The organism is uncultured Vibrio sp. (assembly GCF_947488985.1).
In the GTDB taxonomy this organism is placed as follows: Bacteria; Pseudomonadota; Gammaproteobacteria; order Enterobacterales; family Vibrionaceae; genus Vibrio.
The window spans coordinates 1-20,663 of sequence record NZ_CANLBV010000070.1; the positions used below are offsets into that span (position 1 = coordinate 1).

The 20,663-nt window shown below is 43.7% G+C and carries 18 protein-coding genes and 1 pseudogene; 11 read left to right on the forward strand and 8 right to left on the reverse strand.

Annotated features, from left to right (window positions below; all coding sequences use genetic code 11):
• Positions 1–71: 71 nt before the first annotated feature.
• Together Q1A70_RS14210 and Q1A70_RS14215 are read right to left on the reverse strand one after the other, a co-directional pair.
• Positions 72–1,106 carry a hypothetical protein gene (locus Q1A70_RS14210; protein WP_299692759.1) on the reverse strand — a complete coding sequence of 345 codons (1,035 nt, stop codon included), beginning with the start codon at positions 1,104–1,106 and terminating at the stop codon, positions 72–74.
• Positions 1,107–1,195: 89 nt separating this feature from the next.
• Entirely contained in the window at positions 1,196–1,957 is a 762-nt protein-coding gene (locus tag Q1A70_RS14215) for an oligogalacturonate-specific porin KdgM family protein (RefSeq protein WP_299692762.1), read from the reverse strand.
• A 639-nt stretch (positions 1,958–2,596) separates the two neighbouring features.
• Between Q1A70_RS14215 and Q1A70_RS14220 the strand changes: the two genes are divergently transcribed.
• Complete coding sequence (locus Q1A70_RS14220; RefSeq protein WP_299692756.1) at positions 2,597–3,634, forward strand: polysaccharide lyase family 7 protein; 1,038 nt, start codon at positions 2,597–2,599, stop codon at positions 3,632–3,634.
• A 232-nt stretch (positions 3,635–3,866) separates the two neighbouring features.
• Here Q1A70_RS14220 and Q1A70_RS14225 read toward each other — a convergent pair whose 3' ends face one another.
• The 3 genes from Q1A70_RS14225 to Q1A70_RS14235 form a co-directional block, all read right to left on the reverse strand.
• On the reverse strand, positions 3,867–5,234 hold the full coding sequence (locus tag Q1A70_RS14225) for an MATE family efflux transporter (protein ID WP_299692753.1): 1,368 nt from the start codon (positions 5,232–5,234) through the stop codon (positions 3,867–3,869).
• Between the two features lie 190 nt (positions 5,235–5,424).
• Complete coding sequence (locus Q1A70_RS14230; protein ID WP_299692750.1) at positions 5,425–6,147, reverse strand: FadR/GntR family transcriptional regulator; 723 nt, start codon at positions 6,145–6,147, stop codon at positions 5,425–5,427.
• Between the two features lie 324 nt (positions 6,148–6,471).
• Entirely contained in the window at positions 6,472–7,248 is a 777-nt protein-coding gene (locus tag Q1A70_RS14235; RefSeq protein ID WP_299692747.1) for an SDR family oxidoreductase, read from the reverse strand.
• 342 nt (positions 7,249–7,590) lie between these two features.
• Here Q1A70_RS14235 and Q1A70_RS14240 point away from each other — a divergent pair, with 342 nt between their 5' ends.
• The 9 genes and pseudogenes from Q1A70_RS14240 to Q1A70_RS14280 all read left to right on the forward strand — a co-directional run bounded on the left by Q1A70_RS14240 (position 7,591) and on the right by Q1A70_RS14280 (position 17,754).
• On the forward strand, positions 7,591–8,310 hold the full coding sequence (locus Q1A70_RS14240) for a FadR/GntR family transcriptional regulator (RefSeq protein WP_299692744.1): 720 nt from the start codon (positions 7,591–7,593) through the stop codon (positions 8,308–8,310).
• Between the two features lie 368 nt (positions 8,311–8,678).
• Complete coding sequence (locus Q1A70_RS14245) at positions 8,679–10,541, forward strand: DUF294 nucleotidyltransferase-like domain-containing protein (RefSeq protein WP_299692740.1); 1,863 nt, start codon at positions 8,679–8,681, stop codon at positions 10,539–10,541.
• Positions 10,541–11,257 (forward strand): 3'-5' exonuclease, encoded by a 717-nt coding sequence (locus tag Q1A70_RS14250; RefSeq protein WP_299692737.1) that lies wholly within the window; start codon positions 10,541–10,543, stop codon positions 11,255–11,257. Before Q1A70_RS14245 ends, Q1A70_RS14250 begins: the two co-directional genes overlap by 1 nt.
• Before the next feature lie 31 nt (positions 11,258–11,288).
• Positions 11,289–11,593: pseudogene (locus tag Q1A70_RS14255) on the forward strand (IS5/IS1182 family transposase); the annotation flags it as partial.
• A gap of 918 nt (positions 11,594–12,511) precedes the next feature.
• Positions 12,512–13,246, forward strand: a complete 735-nt coding sequence (locus Q1A70_RS14260; protein WP_299692734.1) for a YrhK family protein — start codon at positions 12,512–12,514, stop codon at positions 13,244–13,246.
• A gap of 135 nt (positions 13,247–13,381) precedes the next feature.
• Entirely contained in the window at positions 13,382–14,326 is a 945-nt protein-coding gene (locus Q1A70_RS14265; protein ID WP_299692731.1) for an HlyD family efflux transporter periplasmic adaptor subunit, read from the forward strand.
• A 3-nt stretch (positions 14,327–14,329) separates the two neighbouring features.
• Positions 14,330–15,259, forward strand: coding sequence for an ABC transporter ATP-binding protein (locus tag Q1A70_RS14270; RefSeq protein ID WP_299692728.1), 930 nt, complete (start codon positions 14,330–14,332; stop codon positions 15,257–15,259).
• Positions 15,256–16,356 (forward strand): ABC transporter permease, encoded by a 1,101-nt coding sequence (locus tag Q1A70_RS14275; RefSeq protein ID WP_299692725.1) that lies wholly within the window; start codon positions 15,256–15,258, stop codon positions 16,354–16,356. Before Q1A70_RS14270 ends, Q1A70_RS14275 begins: the two co-directional genes overlap by 4 nt.
• A gap of 375 nt (positions 16,357–16,731) precedes the next feature.
• Entirely contained in the window at positions 16,732–17,754 is a 1,023-nt protein-coding gene (locus Q1A70_RS14280; RefSeq protein WP_299692722.1) for a metal-dependent hydrolase, read from the forward strand.
• Between the two features lie 129 nt (positions 17,755–17,883).
• Here Q1A70_RS14280 and Q1A70_RS14285 read toward each other — a convergent pair whose 3' ends face one another.
• The 3 genes from Q1A70_RS14285 to Q1A70_RS14295 form a co-directional block, all read right to left on the reverse strand.
• Positions 17,884–18,036 carry a hypothetical protein gene (locus Q1A70_RS14285; protein ID WP_299692719.1) on the reverse strand — a complete coding sequence of 51 codons (153 nt, stop codon included), beginning with the start codon at positions 18,034–18,036 and terminating at the stop codon, positions 17,884–17,886.
• A 3-nt stretch (positions 18,037–18,039) separates the two neighbouring features.
• The gene (locus tag Q1A70_RS14290; protein ID WP_299692716.1) at positions 18,040–18,555 is read right to left on the reverse strand and encodes a DUF3299 domain-containing protein; all 516 of its coding nucleotides are present in this window, start codon (positions 18,553–18,555) and stop codon (positions 18,040–18,042) included.
• A gap of 115 nt (positions 18,556–18,670) precedes the next feature.
• On the reverse strand, positions 18,671–19,492 hold the full coding sequence (locus Q1A70_RS14295) for a DUF4437 domain-containing protein (RefSeq protein ID WP_299692713.1): 822 nt from the start codon (positions 19,490–19,492) through the stop codon (positions 18,671–18,673).
• Positions 19,493–19,637: 145 nt separating this feature from the next.
• Between Q1A70_RS14295 and Q1A70_RS14300 the strand changes: the two genes are divergently transcribed.
• The gene (locus Q1A70_RS14300; RefSeq protein ID WP_299692710.1) at positions 19,638–20,591 is read left to right on the forward strand and encodes a LysR family transcriptional regulator; all 954 of its coding nucleotides are present in this window, start codon (positions 19,638–19,640) and stop codon (positions 20,589–20,591) included.
• Positions 20,592–20,663 lie beyond the last annotated feature (72 nt).

A 20,663-nucleotide genomic window follows, 5' to 3' on the forward strand; every position in this document is an offset into this window, starting at 1 on the left:
TACTTTTGGCGAAGCAAATTATAACTCTTTACCATGCTGTTTAAAAAATACTCACGAAAGATCAACACGCCTTAGTTAAATGCGTTGTATTCGACTTTTAGGCCAGAATCGTCAATCGCTTGGTCACTAATAATGTTTGTAGGTTTTGTACCCACTTCGAATTCAGGGTCTTGTGCATCGTTCGCAAATACAGCTAAGTTATAGCTGTCGTTTGGGAATGAATCTTCAATATTGTAATCAAAGCCCGAAAATGTATTGTTGTAAACCTGAACTGCAGCAAGTGCTGCGTTTTTACCATCTTTATGCGTTAGGTCAAGTTCATACCCAGCATCATTTACTGTTTTGTGTCCGATCTGAATGCCGGCGGTTGGTTCTGAGCTTGAAAACCCATCCAAAAGCTCAAAAGTGTTGTTGTGGATTAGTGAGCCTTTACGAGCCGCCGCAGAGCCTGCGTTAACTAAAATTCCAGATAAAGAATCTAATTTAGAGAACGAGCTGCCTGTTAGCTCGAACTGACCACGAGTATAAAGCCAAGTATGTTGAGGTGCTTTATCATCTGCATTAGGTTCAAAGTTAAGATTGGTAAAATTAATTTGTCCACCGGTATCACCTGCCAAGTAAATTGCCGTACGAGCGGTAGTGCCAGATTCGTTAATTGAACATGCCTCTTCTGCTGCTCCAGTAAAAGTGATGTTTTCAATATTTACATTTTTAATTTTAGTAAGAGGATTTGTGTCTGGATCATGAGCTGACGAACCATCACTATTCGTTTCATAGCGTTGAACTAACGTACAAGAGCTATCAATAATCGCACCATCTTCACCTAGTAGATTTACAGGGCGATCGATGACGACAATACCGTTATTGTACTCACCGGTAGCAAAAACAGTTACTGTACCGATATTATCAGCGTCATAGTCTTCATCATCAAGAGCTGGTAGAGCACGGATACGCTCATTTAGTAAGGTGATAGTATCAGCATCAGGATTTGTTGGTGGCGGTGGCGGTGGTGTAGTTGGTTGGTTTTCACTACCAATATCGAAGTCACAACCAAACAAAAAACTTGTAGAGATAGCTAACGCAATAGCAGATTTAGACATTTTCATAATATTTTCCCTTTAATTCAATGCTGTGGCCAGACGATATAAACGTAGGGTTTGAGTCTAGCCACTTATTATTTATTATTGCTAACGACTTAGAATGAGTAAGTTACGCCTACACGTGTTCTTAGCTGGCGGTCATCATTGTTTGAACCAGCACCTTTAACATTCCAAATTTCAAAATATGGGCGGATGTCGCCAAGTTGGTAGCCGACAATGGCACCTAAGTCCCAGTTTTCATTGGTGTCGTTAAAAAGACGAACGTCATCATAGTTATGAATGTAGTTTGCTTCATAGCTTAATTTCAGGTTCTTCAAATCTGGGTTTGAGAAGCTGTATGAACCTGTCAGTGTCAATTTGCCTTCTTGGAATGTTTTACCTGCAGAAGCAACACTAGTGCCGTCAGTAAGACCACGGTCGCCGTTGCTTTCGCTGTTTGAGTATTCTCTGAATTCATGGCGGTAACGAAGGGCAGTAGTTAAGCCAAAGCTTGCTTTGTAGCCAACACGTACTTGTGGTTTATACGTTGTTCTTTCATCACCAAACGTAATTGGCATACCCGGCTGTATGTACCATTGTTTGTTGATATCGTATCGGACACCCCAATCAAATTCGGTATCGCCACGTGTCATTTGATTCCAAAAGTCGGTAGCGTCGCTACTTTGGAATTTTTGCTCAACGCTAAAGCTCAGTTTTGTATTGTCGGCAACCGTTACTGACTCACCAATTTTTATACGCTGCGCGTAAGTTTTTTCATCGTGTTTATATTCTGCGCGGTAGTTCAGAGAACCAGCGCTAACGGATCCTGCAAATAAAGTTGCTGCCACTGCTAAGGCAATCTTATCCATTTTTTTCATCATTACTCTCGTATTTTAAATTTAAGATTAAGTAAAGGTAGGGTAGTCCATTCGAGCTACCCATTAACTCATACAATAATCTTATATTTTAAGATTATGAAAAACCGTGAGCTGAGACGCAATGCAAATAAATCACATGTTGACATGTTTGTTAATTGAGTTGTCAGTCACGTTTTACTCGCTATGAAAGTATAAAAAACGCCTAATTAGGCCATTTAGGTAACTTTTTGGCAATTAATTTAACAAACTAGGCGTGTTTATAGCGAAATGTTATGAAGATCCCATTTTTAATGCTGTGTTTGATTCTGACAATGACCGTGCTCTCAGTTTTTTATTCTCATCAAGAAGCGGTCAATACATGTGATAAAATAATACAAATGTTTTATGGAAAACACTGTGGTATGAAGCTTATGGCTATGAGCGAAGCGCTGATATTTTTCAGGTAAGCGGTGATATATTTTAGCTAAGCGAGCATGTATTTGAGGCCAGCGGTTTATGTTTCGCTAGCCTGCTTTATATTTCGTTAATCTGCTTTTTGTGTTTCGTTAACCTGACGGCTGTCGCGATACTTTGATTGCTTATTACTCAGTGGATATTGACCACTCTCCAGATGCTCATTTCAAATTAAGGATAATTTTAATGTTCAAAAAAAACGTGCTTTCTATCGCTTTGCTATCCGCAGTTCCACTCGTCTCGTTTGCTAATAATGGTGTTTCTTATCCGGTTCCTGCCGATCACTTTGATATGAAGCATTGGAAAATCACCATTCCGTCAGATATCAATGAGGATGGTCGTGTCGATGAAATTGAAGGGGTCGCCATGATGAGCTACTCACATAGTGATTTCTTCCATCTTGATGAAGACGGTCACCTGGTATTTGAAGTGCAGAACCAAGCCATTACTACTAAGAACTCAAAGAATGCGCGCTCTGAATTACGACAAATGCCACGCGGTGCTGATTTTTCAATTGATACCGCCGCTAAAGGAAATCAGTGGGCGTTATCGAGTCACCCTGCAGCAAGTGAGTACAGTGCGGTTGGCGGAACGTTGGCTGCGACACTCAAAGTCAACCATGTCGCAGTTAACGCTAAGTTCTCTGAAAAATATCCAGCTCACTCAGTGGTGGTAGGTCAGATACACGCCAAGAAACACGATGAGCTAATTAAAGCGGCTACGGGTTACGGCCATGGCAATGAGCCACTCAAAATATTCTATAAAAAGTTTCCGGATCAAGAGATGGGTTCCGTGTTCTGGAACTATGAACGCAATCTAGCTAAGAACGATCCCAATCGTATCGACATTGCTTACCCTGTGTGGGGAAATACGTGGGAAAACCCAGCTGAGCCGGGTCAAGCGGGTATTGCTCTTGGTGAAGAGTTTAGCTACAAAGTGGAAGTGAAAGGCACCATGATGTACCTAACGTTTGAAACAGAACGTCACGATACCGTTAAGTATGAAATTGACTTAAGCAAGGGCATCGATGAGCTCGATTCTCCAACGGGTTATGCAGAAGATGACTTTTACTTTAAAGCCGGTGCATACGGTCAGTGTAGCGTAAACGATTCTCACCCTATTTGGGGGCCGGGTTGTGCAGGTACTGGTGACTTCGCTGTCGATAAGAAGAGTGGCGATTACAACAGCGTGACCTTCACGGCGCTTAAGCTGAACGGTCAGTAGCCTTTAATAAATAGCGTCATTAAGAAATATTCACCTTACAGTATGCTTGCGAAGACCACTTAACGGAATGTTGAGTGGTCTTTTTGTTTATATGAGTTTTAGCAGTACGTTTGTATCAGTGAAAGCGTCTTCAAGACTACCAATAAAAATAACGGCTAAAACAAGACAACCTTGCCAAAAGGCAAGGTTGTCATTAGTAAGGGGGTAAGGATCTTAGGCGGCGAAATACGCTCTAGTCATACATCAATTTGTCGGCTTTGTTTGCATCAAACTCTTTTAAATACTTACGCGCCAAATGCCTAAATGGGAAGGCTTTGATAATCTCTTCGAACGGTTGAACGGCGAACGCCCAAAAGATAGAACCATCAAATCCAAGGATGATCAAGGCACACAATGGGATTGAGATAACCCACTGGCCAATAAAGTTGATTTTAAATACATCGGTTGTTTTACCAAGTGCTCTCAATACATGTCCGTGAACCGTGTTGTAACCACGAACAATCGGTAAAAAGATGTAGAGTGGGGCAATCGCAGCCAGCGCTTGATAGGTCGTAGGGTCTAAGTCAGGGTAAATATCAGCAATCACCAAGCTTAAACCAGCAAACATCACCGCACACACAACAGAAATACCCACTGCGATATCAATACTGGTATCGACGTTTTTGGCTAGGTCATCCATTTTCTTAGAGCCAATCGCTTGGCTAATGGTAATAGCAGACGAGTGAGCCCAAGCGGTAATAAACTGAGTACCGGAGCGTATCCACGGCATCACCAAGGTAATCGCTACATACGCATTGATATTTAGCTGTGAGTACAGCAATTGATAGGTGGTCACGCCAATCGATAGCATGATCACATTGGCTGCTACAGGGAATATTTCAATGAAGTGACGGCGAATATTGGTGAGGAATTCCGAACGACGACTCTCTAACTTCAGTGACACAGAAGAGTCGTAATGGATACACAGCATTAAATAAATTAAACGAATCGTGATGGCAATGATGCTACCGAGCGCTGCACCTTGCAGGCCCATACCTTCAAAGTGTGACCAACCGTGAATGAGTAAATAAGAGAGCACGGCGTTGATCGGCATTTCTATCAAGTAGCCTTTAAACGGCACTTTGGTTCTTCCCAAACCGTTAAACGTTGCGATAATGACTTGCGTTAATGCGGTGAATATCACCAAATATTTCGAAATATCAAGATATTGGCTGATCTCAAGGTGTAGGGCTTGGTTGTCGGTTAACGCTTGGATGATAGGTTGTTCAATGAAGGTTAAAAGCAGCCAAAATAGTGAAGCGACGCCAAGGTTAATGAACAGACCGGCCCAAAAGGCTTTAGAAAGAGAGGATGCAATGCCAGAGCCAACAGCGCGGCTGAGCACCAATTGAGTACCGTTCGCCAGTGCCATTTGAATACCGAGCACAAAGGCAATGATCGTGGTGGCAATGCCCATGGCAGCGAGCGAGATTTCACCCAGTGGAGAAACCAGCAGGGTATCGATCATTAACATTGACTGCATTAGCAATGCATTTAAGGCCAGCGGCCAAGCGAGAGAGAAGTTTTTCCTTACGTAAGATTGCGAAGACACAAACAACACCTTATGAGTATAACCGTAAGTTTCCTCTGAGATGACGTGAGCTCAACGCTTAAAGTGAAACACTACGGTAGTTAATGGTTAAAATATAATGAATGATGACAACATCATTGATCGCTAAAATATGGCTGATCCGTGCCTTAGAAAGTCCGAATTTTGAAAACACGCAACAGCGCCAGTAACTCACCCTAGGTTACGCGATCGCTAATTCAACCTTTGACAGCATTTGGTTTTCGTCATCAAGTAATACTTGAGAAGCCACTCTAGCTTGTTGGGCATTTCCCGACATGATCGCATCGTATATCGCTTTATGCTCCTCTAAACAGAAGCGGCCGCCCTCGGCCGAGTGGTCGATAAATTGCTTGAAGATCGTCGATAGAATATTGGCGAATGGAATATAAAACTGATTGCCTGTCGCTAAGAAAATAGTCTGGTGAAATAAATGGTCGTTGGTTGTCCACTCATCATAATCAAAACTTTTTGCTGCGATTGTCATTTTTTGGAAAAGAATCGACAGCTCTTTACGTTGTTCAACCGTTGCGTTGGTTGCCGCTAGAGCACAGGCCTCTGGGTCAATGGCTTTTCTTAAACCTAGAAACTGAGAGAGGAAAGGTTTGGTATCTTCTAAATCTTGGATCCAATACAGTAATTGTGGGTCTAAGAAGTGCCATTGTTTTCTCGGTCGGATATGTGTACCGACTTTAGGTTTCGACTCAATGAGCCCTTTTGCAGAAAGTAGCTTAGTCGATTCTCTGAGGGCTGTTCGGCTCACTCCAAAAATATCGCACAGCTCAATTTCACTGGGTAACTTTTGATTTTCTTCTAATTCACCTGACAATATCTTCCGAGCAATTTGTCTAGCTACTTGAACGTGAATTCGGCGGCTTGAGTCTTCCACCAATGTAAATATTGACATTTTAACCACCTTAAAATTTGAAACTATAAAAACAACCAGCGCTAGCGTTCGTTTTCTGTGTATACGTTTGATGCCGTACGCGGCTTATTGGTTTTATTTTGGCTTATTCAGACGACTTTGGCTTACTCACATTACTTTGGGTTTATTAACCCAAGGTAATGTGACGACCTTATAAACGAATGTGCCTGAGCGGAGAAATTATATAAGGTCGTAGAGCTGAGATAACTTAATTGTCTATATCACGTTTAATAAGCAGCGCGAGTTAAATAGCCAGAGTAAGTTAAATAGCTTATGTAAGTTAAATAACTAGGGCAAATCAAAGCACTACGGTGCTATTTGACCGCCGTTAACATCTAGGATTTGTCCTGTGATATAGCCACTGCATGCATGAGAAGCAAAGAACGCAAAGCTTGGTGCCACTTCTTCAATATTGCCAAAACGCCCCATAGGGATGCTGTTTGCAATGTTCGATTTCAGTTCATCGCTCTTTCCATCATGGAATGCCGTGTCGATAGTGCCCGGCGAAACGATGTTGAAACGGATGTTGTCTTTAGCAAACTCTTTTACCCAGTTGCGGTGGATATCATGCAACCACGCTTTTGATGCCGCATAAATACCTGCACCCACGCCGCCGCCTTCACGCGCTGCGATAGAGCCAGTGCTGATAACACAAGATGTTTGACCTGACTCAGCAGCAGATGCGCGTAAGTGAGGAATAGAGAACTTAGTTGTCATTAATGCTGAACGAACATTAAGGTTCATGACTCGGTCATAAAACTCGTCATCGATGTTTTCTAGATTTTCACGACCACCAAGGCCGCCAGCGTTATTGATCAGCACATCCATACCACCAAAGTGATCGGTGAATGCTTTCACTAACTTTTCGCAATCCGATGTTTCCATCAAGTTTGCTGGGAAAAACGCAACCTCACCGCCAAGTGCTGTCAGCTCAGTTAGGGCTCCATCGACTTTTGGGCTGTGAGCACGACTATTAATGCCAACCTTTGCACCATACTGTGCGAAAACACGTGCGGCAGCTAAGCCCATACCTGCGGTAGAACCCGTAATTAGAATGCGTTTGCCCTTTAAATCATTAAACATCAAAGTTGCCTATATAAAAAATTGTGAGACCAATTAATCATACAATAACACTTGAAGCGTTCAAGGATGGGCATCCCAAAACTGAACATCTACGTCAAAAATGAGACAAAATAACAGTGGTTTTGTGATGTGGCGCAGATAAAAGCTGGTGTAAACAAGAATCATTTTTATGAATAAAAAATTGGTATTGTCAAAGTGCGCTCAATAGTTGCACAATTTACAAAATACCGTTCAAAGTCAGGTCTGCACTGACTTCACGTTATTGATATATCGAGTTGGTGCGGGCCTGAATCAATGCTACTTTCGCTATTAAATAATACATATCCAATAATAAGTAGAAACATGTCTGGCTCTTTTAATTCAATTTCAGGCTCTAAGCGAAGCCTTCATGTGCAAGTCGCACGTGAGATCGCTCGCGGTATTTTGTCTGGCAACTTACCTCAAGGTTCTATTATCCCTGGTGAAATTGCTCTGTGTGAGCAATTTGGTATCAGTAGAACAGCATTAAGAGAAGCGGTTAAGCTTCTGACATCAAAAGGTCTATTAGAATCTCGCCCTAAAATAGGCACACGCGTTGTTGACCGTGCCTTCTGGAATTTTCTTGATCCGCAGCTGATTGAATGGATGGACGGTTTAGCCGATACCGACCAATTCTGTCATCAATTTTTGGGGCTACGTCGTGCGATTGAACCAGCAGCGTGTGCATTGGCGGCTCAATTTGCAAGTGCTGAACAGCGTATCGAGTTGTCTGGCATCTTTCAGGAGATGGTAGAAATATCAAGTGCTCATGAGTTTGATCAAGATCGTTGGCTCGATATCGATATGAAGTTTCATAGCCTTATCTTTAACGCGACGGGGAATGATTTTTACTTACCGTTCGGCAATATCTTAACCACGATGTTTGTTAACTTTATTTCTCACTCTTCAGAAGAGGGCAGCACCTGTATTGACGAACATCGCCAAATTTATGAAGCGATCATGGCAGGTAACAGTGATAAAGCGCACCAAGCATCAGCCAATCACTTATTAGAAACCAACCACAGGTTACCAAGCGCTATCTAGGGCGTGTTGACCTTTTGCGGTTAAAATTTGTTCGAGGTAAAAACGTTTTAATCGCGGCGAAGGGGAAGTCGCCTAGTCATTCTAAGCAAATCCTCCAGTAGAATGTTTAGTAAAGAAGATTGTTTTAAGAAGAGCAGCCTACTTTTAAAAGCTGGCTGTTTTAGAAAATCGTCAATCGAAAGAGTCAATATTTTTACTGGCTCTTTTTTATCATTTACTTAATCAAGCCCCTCATCACAGTAGAGCATTACCCATAAATCTGACCTATGTCCAATATTCGATCGAATATTTATTGTTTTGCTAAAAGCGCTAGTAACTAATATTGTTGGTTATATAATAATACTAATTATATTATTGCGAGCGCGATTATGTCTCAGTCTTTATTGCCAAACATTCTTCAATTTATCGGTCAGATAGACCCTTTCGATAAGATCCCTAAAAAAGCCATTCGTGAGCTTGCCTCTAATGTTCAGATCACTTACCTAGCGAAAGGGGATGTGGTGGATTTGGGTGAGTCGGGCAAAGAAAAATCACTCTATATCATTCGCACGGGCTCAATGGAGCAACGAAAGTCTGACGGTGTGCTGCGTGCTCGCTTGGGCAGTGAGGATTTGTTCGGTTTTACCTTCTTAAACTCCGACGTTAATGATGAGGAAGGTTATCGAGCCATCGCAATCGAGAATACCTTGCTTTATGTGATTCCCCATTCAGCACTGCAAAGCCTATTCAAGTCATTTCCAAACTGTGCCGAACACTTCGCGTCACAGGCTCAGGTTCGACTAAAGTCGGCGCTTGATGTGGTATGGTCTGACAAAGAGAAAGGCTTGTTCATTCGCAAGGTTGAAGAAGTGGCCAGCGGGCAGGTGGCGATTGTAAAAGCTGAGCAAACGATCCAGTCAGTCGCGGTTGAGATGCTAAATCAACGTTCTCCGTGTGCCGTGATCTATGAAGATGAACGCATCGTTGGTTTGATCACTGACCGAGATATGACCAAGCGCGTTATTGCACACGGTGTGAGTACTGATAGCCTTATTTCAGAGGTGATGACTCATTCGCCGCTCACTGTTAAGCCGGATGATCTGGTATTACATGCTGCCTCTATTATGATGCAGTTTAATATTCGGAATTTACCTGTTGTCTCTGAAAACAAGGTGTTAGGTCTGCTTACCACATCTCACTTAGTTCAGAATCACCGTGTTCAGGCGATTTTCTTGATCGAGAAAATCAAATACGCGGGTAGCGTAAAAACCATGTCTTCATTTACTTCCGAAAGGCAGGCTATTTTTGAAGCGCTGGTCGAAGGTAAAGTGGCTCCAGAAACCATCGGTAAGGTCATGACCATGATCATGGACGCTTACACTCGCCGGTTGATCCAGATAGCCATTGATAAGCTAGGCCCACCACCGTGTGATTTTTCTTGGATTGTGGCAGGGTCACATGCTCGCAATGAAGTTCACATGCTGTCGGATCAAGACAGTGCCATTGTACTGGCTGATAACGCGACAGAAAGTGACCGCATCTACTTCAAACATTTGGCGATGATGGTGACGAATGGGTTAGCGAGTTGCGATTATCCGTTATGCCCGGGTAAATTTATGGCTGCGACACCAAAATGGTGTCAACCACTGAGCGTTTGGAAGAACTACTACAAAAAGTGGGTTGCGAGCCCAGAGTATGAGCGTCTGTTAAACATCAGTGTATTCTTAGAGATCCGTACTATTTACGGTAACAGTGAATTTGAAACAACGTTGCGTGATGAGTTGCATTCTAATATTCGAAGCAACCGAGAGTTCTTAGGCTCGTTAGTCAACGATGCTGTGAATACCCATCCGCCACTAGGCATTTTCAACAGCTTGGTACTTGAGAAGTCCGGTGAAAACAATAAAACACTGAACGTGAAGAAGTATGCCATTAACTTGATTATCGATTTGGCGCGTATTTACGGCTTAGCAGTTGAATGTGAGTTGTCAGCGACCGACGAACGTTTTACTGCAGCCAATGAAAAAGGCATGCTGAGTGACGACGCCTTTAAGAACATTCTTGGTGCTTACCAATTCATCCTATCATTCCGATTTGCTCATCAGCTTGAAGCCTTGAAGAATGGAGAAGTGCCAGATAATCATATCAACCCAGATAGCTTCGGTAGTTTTGAGCGTGGACACTTGAAAGATGCCTTTAGGATCATTGCTGATCTTCAAGATGCGGCGAAAATGCGTTTTGGAGTGCGTTAATGAAAGCATTGTTGAACTATTTCCATCCGCTGGAGCACCTCAAGCGCAAACGTGCGCAATACCTGAATACGGTTAATTTACCCGAGGTGCTGCGTGACCTTGTAGAGCAGCCTTGCCCTGAGATGACCGATTTAGCCAAGGACAGTGAGTACATTGTCCTGGATCTAGAAACGACGGGCTTGGATAGCGAACAAGATTTGATTTTATCGATGGGCTGGGTCTATGTGGCTGAGGGACGAATTGATTTAGCGTCAGCAAAGCATATCTATCTGGATAATGATTCGCAGATTAATGCTGAAACTGCAGTGATCAACCATATCACACCACAGATGCTCGAAGAGGGTGCCCCGATTCATGATGCCATGCTGACGTTTTTCGAAGCAGCGAAAGGTAAAATTATTGTCGCGCACGCTTGCATGGTAGAGGAGCAGTTTATTAATCAGTACCTATTTAGAAGCTACGGATTGAAAGCGCTGCCTTTAATGTGGTTAGACACATTGCGCATTGAAAAAACCATGGAGACAGCGATCAGCCACCATGAAGAGATCGACTTAACTTTGGCTGGCACCAGAGAAAGGTATGGGCTTCCTGAGTACAACAGCCACAATGCATTAGCGGATGCTGTATCAACGGCAGAGTTACTTCTCGCGCAGCAAAAGCGAGTTGTGCCCAATGACGATGTGACGTTGGCACTTTTGTATCGTATGAGTCACTAGGGCCTTTTAGTTTCACCTTGATGCGGGCTTTGTACTCCCGAATGTACTTAAACAGACACGTCGAAGTATTTTTGAGGTGTCTGGTGATGGCGCTTACGACACGAGAGCGTGTCACGCTGCTATTAAGATTAAGGGAGACATTGCGCTTGTCCCCCCACGATAAGGGGCAGCCTTCTGGGAGCTTGGTCACCCGAGAAACCTCGCAGTCGGTTGTCAGAAGTTATACGGCTCAAATAAGTATTGGAAAGAGCGGTATGGATGTCACAACGTTCACTCTCAGAAACTGCGATGTATCGAGTTAAACAGTTGCTAGGAGGGCAACTCAATTTGATAAATTGCCCATATTCACTTGAATTAAGATAATACAAATACTGTCGATGATAGTGAGAATGAACTGTGAACTAGATCTTATTGAGTGTTTTAAACCCCTGAACACAACCTCTCACATAAATAAATTAACATTCAAGTTTTTGATTTTAAAGTTTTTTTGGTTTTGTGTGGTTGAGGGGTATCTCTTGGAAGTGTGCGTTGTGACAAAATAATTTAAGATAAATTATTGATTTATTTGTCATACATTATTATTATTCAACTAAAGGGTGAACGCTCAACCTAACCGAGCAACGTCTGGGTATGCATTTTTATGTATATTTGTCGTGATAATGGTTAGTTCAAGCTGATATCCCCGGCTGTTTAAGTGATGCACTTAGGGCAGCGAAAAGGATCATGCTTGAATCTGTTGCTGTCCGTTTTACTTACAGAGAAGAGAATGCTGTCGGTAATTTAATCATGGACATGCTTAACGGATTCGAAAAACGCGTCAAAAGAAAATCGTTAAAGTGTTCAATATAACGCTTTAATTATTGCTCCCAACTATTCTAATGATGACTTTTACCTTCGTTTTGTAAGGTAAAATCGGTAGTCACTATCTACCTTTACGCTCATGTTGATTACAGGCAACATGAGCGTTTTTTTTATCTTAAATTCGAGTAGAAGATAGAAGATAGAAGATAGAAGAAGAGCAACCTATCTAAGCGTAATCTCTAATCCTTGATCTCGATAGCAATCGATATTAAGCACTCCCTTTATCGCCATCTGTTTAAGTCGCTGCTCAACGACATATTGAGTCAATCATACCTCTCACAGAAATTAGCCATTGTAGGGTTTTGTCCTTCAAACGAGATTCGCTGATCCCGATACCTTATCGAATAATGCCCATCTCAATCTCTAGTGGTTATTAACAAGGATAGGCCGCCAATGCCTCACGTCTTTTCAAACCGACGACGCTTACTCAACTTGACTGCCGATGATACAGAACTTAGAGCACAGTTCCGTTGGGAAACCATCAATGCCATCGCCTACAAACTAGGGGGAGTCCTGTTTGTATTGGGCAGTTACTTCTTTTTTCCTAGTCAGGCTGAGCATGCCTATATTGGCAGTTGGCTATTTTTAGCGGCTTCTTTGGTGTACCTAGTGGTCAATGTGCATGACATGGCCGAAATCCGTCGCTATTGGAAAAGCCACCCTTCTCATAGTCTTGATGAGCTACTGGAATACCTTGCAGGCGCTTGTTATCTGACCGGCACACTGTGCTTTTTCTTTGGGCGTGTCGTTGCGTTCCCTGTCTTAGGTATGGAACTACTGAGCACCTGGTTATTTATCATCGGCAGTTTGCTGTTCATTATTGGCGCAGCCTCTAATGTGTTGCTGATTGTCAAAGCGGATTCCGTGCAGTTACTGCAACTGATGAACTTAACTTCCATCACTTTTATTGTTGGTTCGGTACTGTATGGAACAGCCTCCGTCCCTTACTTGTGGGCATTTGAGTCCCCGAATGATCATTTACTTATCCTTAACTTTTTAGCTTGGCAATACATGATTGGTAGTGTGTTGTTTCTATTAGGTGGGGTGTTTAATTACTGGCGTGCCTTTGTGTTGGTTCAACGCAAAATTGAAAAGCTGCAATCTTTAGAGCAAGCGGCACAGAGCTGAACGCCAAAATGTATCCCCGTTTTCTAAAAACAGCGAGGATTGATAAAGAGAGTTGCCTCAAACGTTAAAACAACTTTGTTACTAAATCTTCATTATCCATCCTTAACTATCATTTTGAAATATTAGTCTTTTATTATGAAAAAATTCTTCTTCATCTCATTGGTGCTAACTTGTTTAAGTGCCTGCAGTGATGACAAACCCCAAGCGCTTGGGACACTGGAGCGCGATCGCATTACTTTTACGGCTACCGCTAATGAAATCATTCGTCAGCTCCCGGTGAAAGAGGGCAGTACTGTTACCCAAGGGCAAGTATTGGTCGAGTTAGATAAAAAAAATCAGCAAGCCGTGCTAGCCAATGCCCGCGCAGAATCTGCGAAAGCGCAGGCCTATCTACTCAAATTGAGCAATGGCGAGCGAATTGAAGATATTGCCGCGGCGAAAGCGCATGTCGACAGTGCCATGGCTCAACTTTTGGATGCGAAAAAGAGTTACCTACGCATTGCCGAGTTAGTCGAAAAGCGATTAGCCAGCCCGGCTGATTTAGACAGTGCTCTTGCGAGAAGAGATTCTGCACAAGGTGACCTCGGCTCAGCCAAAGATGAGCTGGCCAAGCTAACGGCGGGCTCGCGCAGTGAAGATATTGAGCAAGCTAAAGCGTCTTTGATGGCAGCCAAAGCCAACGCGTTACTGCAACAGCAAAAGCTTGGTGAATTGACCATTGTTGCCACTCGAAATGGCGTACTAGATAACCTTCCTTACCACTTAGGCGAGCGCGTTCCCGTCAACTCTACCGTGGCGATTATGCAAGCTGACAGCGTGCCTTATGCCCGCGTATATGTCCCTGTAGATCATCGAGTGAATTTTGTGCCGGGCAAACGTGTGAAAGTACATGTGGATGGGGTTGATGCGCCTTTCTCCGGTAAGGTTCGTTGGGTGGCGACAGAGCCTTCTTTTACCCCTTACTATGCGCTGACAGAACAAGAGCGTTCACGATTGATGTATCTCGCTGAGATTGATTTAACCGACGATGCGCGTCAATTGCCTTCGGGTGTACCAGCACAAGTCGATTTGGTGGACTAATTGATGACTGATTACGCCATTCAAGCACAAAACATTGTTAAACAGTTTGGTCAATTTACCGCGATCAATGATCTGTCATTGAACGTGGCTAAGGGAAGTATTTATGGCTTTCTTGGCCCAAATGGTTGTGGCAAGTCGACCACCATCCGTGTTCTGACCGGTTTACTTAATCCTACTCAGGGGACGGTGAATGTCTTAGGCTTGGAGATCCCCAAGCAATCAGAGTTATTGAGACGCAAAATTGGCTATATGATGCAAAAGTTTTCTCTGTACAACGATCTAACGGTACAAGAAAATCTTGAGTTTATTGGTCAGATTTACGGGATGTCCGCTAGCGTGTTAAACGATCGTGTGAACGCCCAATTGCAAACTTATGACTTAAACCAGCTACGCAGTCAGCGTGTATCGGGTATGAGTGGTGGACAAAAGCAGCGCCTTGCTTTGGCGGCTGCGACCATGCATGAACCTGAACTGTTGTTTTTGGATGAGCCAACCTCTGCTGTTGACCCTGAAAATCGTCGAGATTTCTGGGAAAAGCTGTTTGATTTGGCTGCGGCAGGCACCACCATCTTAGTCACTACCCACTATATGGATGAAGCGGAGCGCTGTCACCGTTTAGCTATTATGGAAGCGGGAGAAATTCGCGCAGATGGTGAGCCTGAACAATTAATGGCGCAGATGGGAGTGAAGGTCGTTGAGGTCAAAACCGACCAATTGCGTCAGTTAAAAGATCGGTTAATTCAGCACTGCAATGTTCGTTCGGCAGCGCAAATAGGTGCCCGGCTGAGAATATTGATAGATGAGCAGGTGACTGACCCTATTGAGTGGATGAAAAACACATTTCCAGAACTGGCTGATGTCGAGGACATTAACCTGGCTCGCCCGAGTCTTGAAGACGTGTTTGTGTGTGTTACAGGAGAAGGTCGCCAATGAAAGCTTCTATTGCCCGTTTACGAGCGATGATGGTAAAAGATGTTCGTCAACTGACCCGCGACCGCATCAGCTTTGGCATGATAGTGATGCTGCCTTTGATCCAGTTGCTGCTGTTTGGCTTCGCCATTAATACTGACATTCGTCATATCCCCGTGGCGGTGGTGGATCAAAGCGCGAGCTCAGTCGGTCGTTTGATCGTCGAGTCGGTGAAAGTTACGCAAGTCGTCGACGTCAAAGAAACCTATGCAACGGCGGAAGAAGCAGAGAAAGCGATACAAAATGGTACTGTGAAAGCGGCGTTAATTCTGCCTAAAGATTTAACCATGCGGGCGAATGATGGGCGTGCATTGGGCCAGTGGCTGGTGGATGGATCCGATACCATGATCAGTTCGGCGATGCTTGGCTTACAATCGATGCCACTATCGGATTACGATCTTAACTTGACGCCAGCATCGAATAAAACCTTTGAAGTGGCACTGTATTACAATCCAAGCCGACAATCGGTGATCAATATTGTGCCGGGTTTAGTCGGGGTTATTTTGACTATGACCATGGTGCTTTTTACCAGTACCGCCATTGTGCGTGAGCGTGAGCAAGGTAACCTAGAGTTTTTGATCACCACCCCCATTCGTTCGAGCGAGCTGATGGTGGCTAAAATTACGCCCTATATTTTTGTCGGCTTATTACAAGCGTCGATTATTTTGACCTTAGGCCATGTCATTTTTGGTGTGCCAATCAATGGGGCTATCAGTCAGATCTTACTGGGTTGCTTGCTGTTTATCTCGGCCAGTTTGAGTTTAGGGTTAGTGATTTCGACCATTGCTAAGACACAGTTACAAGCCATGCAAATGACGGTGTTTGTGCTGTTGCCGTCGATATTATTGTCGGGGTTCATGTTCCCTTACGAGGGGATGCCTGTTGAAGCTCAGTGGATATCAGAAGTACTGCCCGCAACACATTTCATGCGAATTGTTCGTGGGGTGGTGTTACGTGGTGCTGATCTAGCAGGGCTGTGGCGCGATACAGTGTGGTTACTTGGATTTACCGTCATCGGGATCACTATTGCGTCGATGCGCTTTAAGAAGAGCCTTGATTAATACTTATTAAGGATGAGGCTTTTTGCCATCCGTCTGCTACCCATTCTTAATACTAGATTAGCTATTGTTTTAATTTTCGATAGCTAACCTGATACCGCTGACTGTCATCTTTTGCTGTTGAATATAATCTTCTAAGGCTGATTTTAGGTTCATCGCAGCTTTCCCCGGAAAGCCACGATGAACCTAAAAAATAACTCGACGTTAAAACTCAGTTAGTCGATTGTTTGAAAGGGCGATACAAAATCAAAGAGATATGAAAAATACACGGATATAAAAAATAAACAGATATAACGGGCAAGTTGGACAACGGAAACGATAACTGCTAATGCTGAGTGTGTATATTTGATTCAACGGAATGCAATCAATGAGTGATTTATGGATCCTTTAACGCAGGGCGTGTTAGGCGCTTCTTTGTCACAATCGGCAAGCAAAAAACAGAATTTGGTTGTTGCTGGTATATTAGGGCTACTCTCCGGGTTGGCTCCAGATTTAGATGCACTGATTAAGTCTCAAAGTGATCCTTTGTTGGCTTTGGAGTTTCATCGACAATTTACTCATTCACTCTTTTTTATCCCCATTGGCAGTTTGATCTGTGCCTGGGTTCTGCATCACCTGATTGCAAAAAAACGTGGGCTTTCTTTCAAACAAAGTTGGCTGTTTTGCGCTCTGGGGTATGGCACTCATGCATTGTTAGACGCTTGTACCACGTATGGTACGCAGTTACTTTGGCCTTTCACCAACGCGCGTTTTGCTTGGAACACCATATCAATCATCGATCCTGTTTATACGCTTCCCATCTTAATTTTGCTTGTGTGTGCAACGTTGAAACGAGTGCCTTGGCTAGCGCGTGTTGCGTTTGCTTGGGCGCTAATTTATCCAACATTAGGGCTGATTCAGCGAGACAGGGCTGAGGCAGTTGGCAGGCAATTAGCGCAAGAAAGACAACACACGCCGATCCGCTTAGAGGCAAAGCCAAGCTTCGCTAACATTTTGGTTTGGAAAGTGGTGTACGAAACAGAGGCTCATTATCATGTAGATGCAGTACGGGTTGGCACATCGGTAAGTGCATATCCCGGTGAGTCGATCGCTAAGCTGAACGTTAGCAGGGATTTGCCTTGGCTTGATCTTGATTCTCAACAAGCCAAAGACATTGAACGCTTCCGCTGGTTCTCGAATGGTTATATCGCTCAGGACCCAATAGACGAACTGCGTATTATCGATGTCCGATATTCAATTGTACCGAATCAAATGAACGCACTATGGAGCATCAAGCTATCAAAAGCTGTTGATGCAAACACGTATGTAAAATACGAAACGCACAGAGACAACACTCCAGAATCGAGACAGATCTTCTTCGGTATGCTCGCTGGTGATAAATGCTCTCGTTCTGAAAAGTAAAAAGGCTGAGTCAGATAATCCGCTCAGCCTTTTCTATTCGTCTAGTATCTAGCTTTCATCGTTCGGAAACTCTTTAATTAGATACTAAAGGTAACGGCTTCTCAAGTGGTCTTTGAAGTACTGTGCATTTTAGGTTTCACCTGTTGCGCTTTTCACCAAGTCATCATTTGTCAGCAGGCTGCCTTTGCTCCAAATATTCGACCCTAACCAGGTGAAGATAGGGGATAGATCACCGCTTTCAACCACAGCGTTCACATCCACCGTTTTCTTCATTGCTGCCATAGTTCACGCTTTGTTATATATCTCTAAGTTTGCACCCTCAATGGAATAGCCTGACTCGACCCCGATGTCATCAGAAATGACAGTTTCTGCTTTCAAAGTCCCTGTGATGTAGACGATATCCCAAAGGTCTTTAGTGGGAGCTCCTTTTTCAAATTTGACGTAAATAATCTGGTTTGGAGGTGGTGGTGGAACGTGAATGCACGCACCATAAAAGGGAACCAATAGAAATTCAGAGATTGACTCTGAGTCACCTTCTAATGGGATCACAAAACCAGGTATTTTGACGTTGCTGCCATTCAGTTCTGGACGAACACTTCCCACTAGCACCTGCTGAGCAACATTTGCCCTGTGGTCAAGGGCTGCAAGGGTTTCATCGCTGACGTGTGAACGTTCGCTTTCTGGGATCAGATCTAGCCATTCAATTTCTACCATATTTTCATAGCGCACTTGGTTTGCAGCCAAAGAGACAGAACTGAATGTCGCCATGATTAAAGAAGCGATGAACAATATGTGTTTCATATATCTACCTTTGTATTGCAAATAACCCTTTTATTGCAAAGATTTGCACTTAGGTGGAAATTGCCATCGGCTTAGGGGGATAAAACCGATGGCGATGCGCAAAGTGAATTAAGGCTTATTTCACTTGGTACTTGCTGTTAGTACGGATGTAGATTGTTGCCTCAGAGTCACCCTTATTGATGATGTCGTGAGAGAACTGCCCTTCAGATTCTACATAGCTTCCTGGGGTCAAAGTAAGCTCACTGCTTTGGTCTTTTGAGTTGTATTCAATCGAGCCTGAAATCACAACGGCACGGAACTCACTTGCACCCGTAGTGACTTTTCCTTCAAAGCCAGCAGGTAGTTTAATCATAGAGCCTCCCATGTTAGAGGTACTACCCCAAACATATGTGGATTGAACACCTTCCACGCTGATGTCGTGAAGATCGCTGCTGTTTAGCCACACAATGTTGTCTTTATGTAGGTTCAGAGGACGTTCACCATTATCGAATTTTTCCGCAGACGGTTTAACTAAATATGGACCCGCATCAATCTCAAGATAGATTAGGTTAGTTTCACCGTTCGCTGCCGTTGTGTGGTCTTCACCTGCTGGTTGCGTCCAGAATGAGCCGGTTGGCATCCACATTTTCTCTGATGTAGGGTCGTCGTTATGCATTTGACCTTCAATGACCACACCGCGGTACGTGATGTTATGAATGTGCGGTGGTGACTCAAAGCCTTTCTTAAAGCGAACTAACATCCCCGTTGCGGTATCAGTTGTTCGGTCACCCCAAAGGTCGGCAGCACCTGGGCTAAGTACGCCGCGCAGCGGGTTTAGATAACCCCACTCAATGTCGTTTGCAGCGACAACTTTTGAAGTGCCTTCATCGGCAAAGGAAGGGGTAGTAAGTAGAGCTGTCGCTAGGGCTAATGTTGATGCTTTAAATAATGATTTCATTGTAATGTCTCTGCTATGTTTGCTTGAGAACAATAATATTCAAAATTATTCATTCGATAAACGGGCTAATCTTTAATACACTTTCCTTCAATCGTGGATAATAAAGATTGAACCATTGCCGACTGAGCAATGAAGTAGGGTGGTTATGAAAATTGCGGATTTACAGGTATTGCTGAAAGTTGCCGAGCTTCAATCTATTACAGCGGCGGCGAATCAACTGGATATGAGCTCGTCTGCGGCAAGCGTGTCATTGAAGCGAATAGAGCAAGAGCTAGGAGCCGAGTTATTTGTTCGAACGACGCGAAAGATGCGCATGACCCCAGAAGGTGAGCGCTACCTGCCTTTGTGCCAACAAGCATTGGATTTGTTGCAACAAGGACAGGTGTTAGTCAATGAAGAGCAGCAATCCGTCAGTGGGGAAGTTCGCATCGCGGTTTCTTCCGAGATGGGGCGCAATCTGATGCGCATTTTACTTAATGATGTGATGGACAAACATCAAGACGTGTCCCTAAGGCTTCACGTAAGTGATAGCCGAACCGATTTTTACCGCGATGGGGTGGATGTAGCGTTGAGAGCAATGACCAAAGGGGCGGCGCAAGAATCTAACTTGTATGGATTTAAGATCTGCAATATCCCTCACGTCTTATGTGCTTCTCCTGATTATATTGAAAATCATGGTCGACCTAAGCTTCCCGATGATTTATATCAACACAATGCCTTGCTCTACAAGCTGTATGAGGTCGTGCACGACGGTTGGGAGCTTTATCATGATGATCGAAAGTACAGAATCAAAATGAATAGCGATCGAGTGGTGAATGATGGTGATATCGTCCGTCGATGGTGTATTGATGGAGCAGGGATAGCGAAGAAATCCGCTATTGATGTTGGAGAAGATCTACTCGCGGGTCGATTAGAAAGGATATTAGTGGATTGTAAGATACCACTGACCGAAATGTGGCTGGTATTGCCTAGCCGTCAGTTAATCTCTCCAGCGATTCGACTGATACGTGATGAACTAAAAGTCAAGATTCACCAGCTTCGTGATAATTTGCTTGAGCATGGGTTGATAGAAACTCGTGAATGGCCGTTGGATAACTAGGGCGTGTTGATCTTTGCTGTACATTTCGCGTTCAACAATACATCGGTAGCCACATCAACATGAATGCCAGCG

What these genes read in the sequence shown, in the direction of transcription:
- Q1A70_RS14220 (WP_299692756.1), top strand. Translation starts at nt 2,597, where the DNA reads ATGTTCAAAAAAAACGTGCTTTCTATCGCTTTGCTATCCGCAGTTCCA.
- Q1A70_RS14275 (WP_299692725.1), top strand. Translation starts at nt 15,256, where the DNA reads ATGAAAGCTTCTATTGCCCGTTTACGAGCGATGATGGTAAAAGATGTT.
- Q1A70_RS14295 (WP_299692713.1), bottom strand. Translation starts at nt 19,492, where the DNA reads ATGAAATCATTATTTAAAGCATCAACATTAGCCCTAGCGACAGCTCTA.
- Q1A70_RS14230 (WP_299692750.1), bottom strand. Translation starts at nt 6,147, where the DNA reads ATGTCAATATTTACATTGGTGGAAGACTCAAGCCGCCGAATTCACGTT.
- Q1A70_RS14260 (WP_299692734.1), top strand. Translation starts at nt 12,512, where the DNA reads ATGCCTCACGTCTTTTCAAACCGACGACGCTTACTCAACTTGACTGCC.
- Q1A70_RS14245 (WP_299692740.1), top strand. Translation starts at nt 8,679, where the DNA reads ATGTCTCAGTCTTTATTGCCAAACATTCTTCAATTTATCGGTCAGATA.
- Q1A70_RS14235 (WP_299692747.1), bottom strand. Translation starts at nt 7,248, where the DNA reads ATGTTTAATGATTTAAAGGGCAAACGCATTCTAATTACGGGTTCTACC.
- Q1A70_RS14270 (WP_299692728.1), top strand. Translation starts at nt 14,330, where the DNA reads ATGACTGATTACGCCATTCAAGCACAAAACATTGTTAAACAGTTTGGT.
- Q1A70_RS14215 (WP_299692762.1), bottom strand. Translation starts at nt 1,957, where the DNA reads ATGAAAAAAATGGATAAGATTGCCTTAGCAGTGGCAGCAACTTTATTT.
- Q1A70_RS14290 (WP_299692716.1), bottom strand. Translation starts at nt 18,555, where the DNA reads ATGAAACACATATTGTTCATCGCTTCTTTAATCATGGCGACATTCAGT.
- Q1A70_RS14250 (WP_299692737.1), top strand. Translation starts at nt 10,541, where the DNA reads ATGAAAGCATTGTTGAACTATTTCCATCCGCTGGAGCACCTCAAGCGC.
- Q1A70_RS14280 (WP_299692722.1), top strand. Translation starts at nt 16,732, where the DNA reads ATGGATCCTTTAACGCAGGGCGTGTTAGGCGCTTCTTTGTCACAATCG.
- Q1A70_RS14210 (WP_299692759.1), bottom strand. Translation starts at nt 1,106, where the DNA reads ATGAAAATGTCTAAATCTGCTATTGCGTTAGCTATCTCTACAAGTTTT.
- Q1A70_RS14265 (WP_299692731.1), top strand. Translation starts at nt 13,382, where the DNA reads ATGAAAAAATTCTTCTTCATCTCATTGGTGCTAACTTGTTTAAGTGCC.
- Q1A70_RS14300 (WP_299692710.1), top strand. Translation starts at nt 19,638, where the DNA reads ATGAAAATTGCGGATTTACAGGTATTGCTGAAAGTTGCCGAGCTTCAA.
- Q1A70_RS14240 (WP_299692744.1), top strand. Translation starts at nt 7,591, where the DNA reads ATGTCTGGCTCTTTTAATTCAATTTCAGGCTCTAAGCGAAGCCTTCAT.
- Q1A70_RS14285 (WP_299692719.1), bottom strand. Translation starts at nt 18,036, where the DNA reads ATGGCAGCAATGAAGAAAACGGTGGATGTGAACGCTGTGGTTGAAAGC.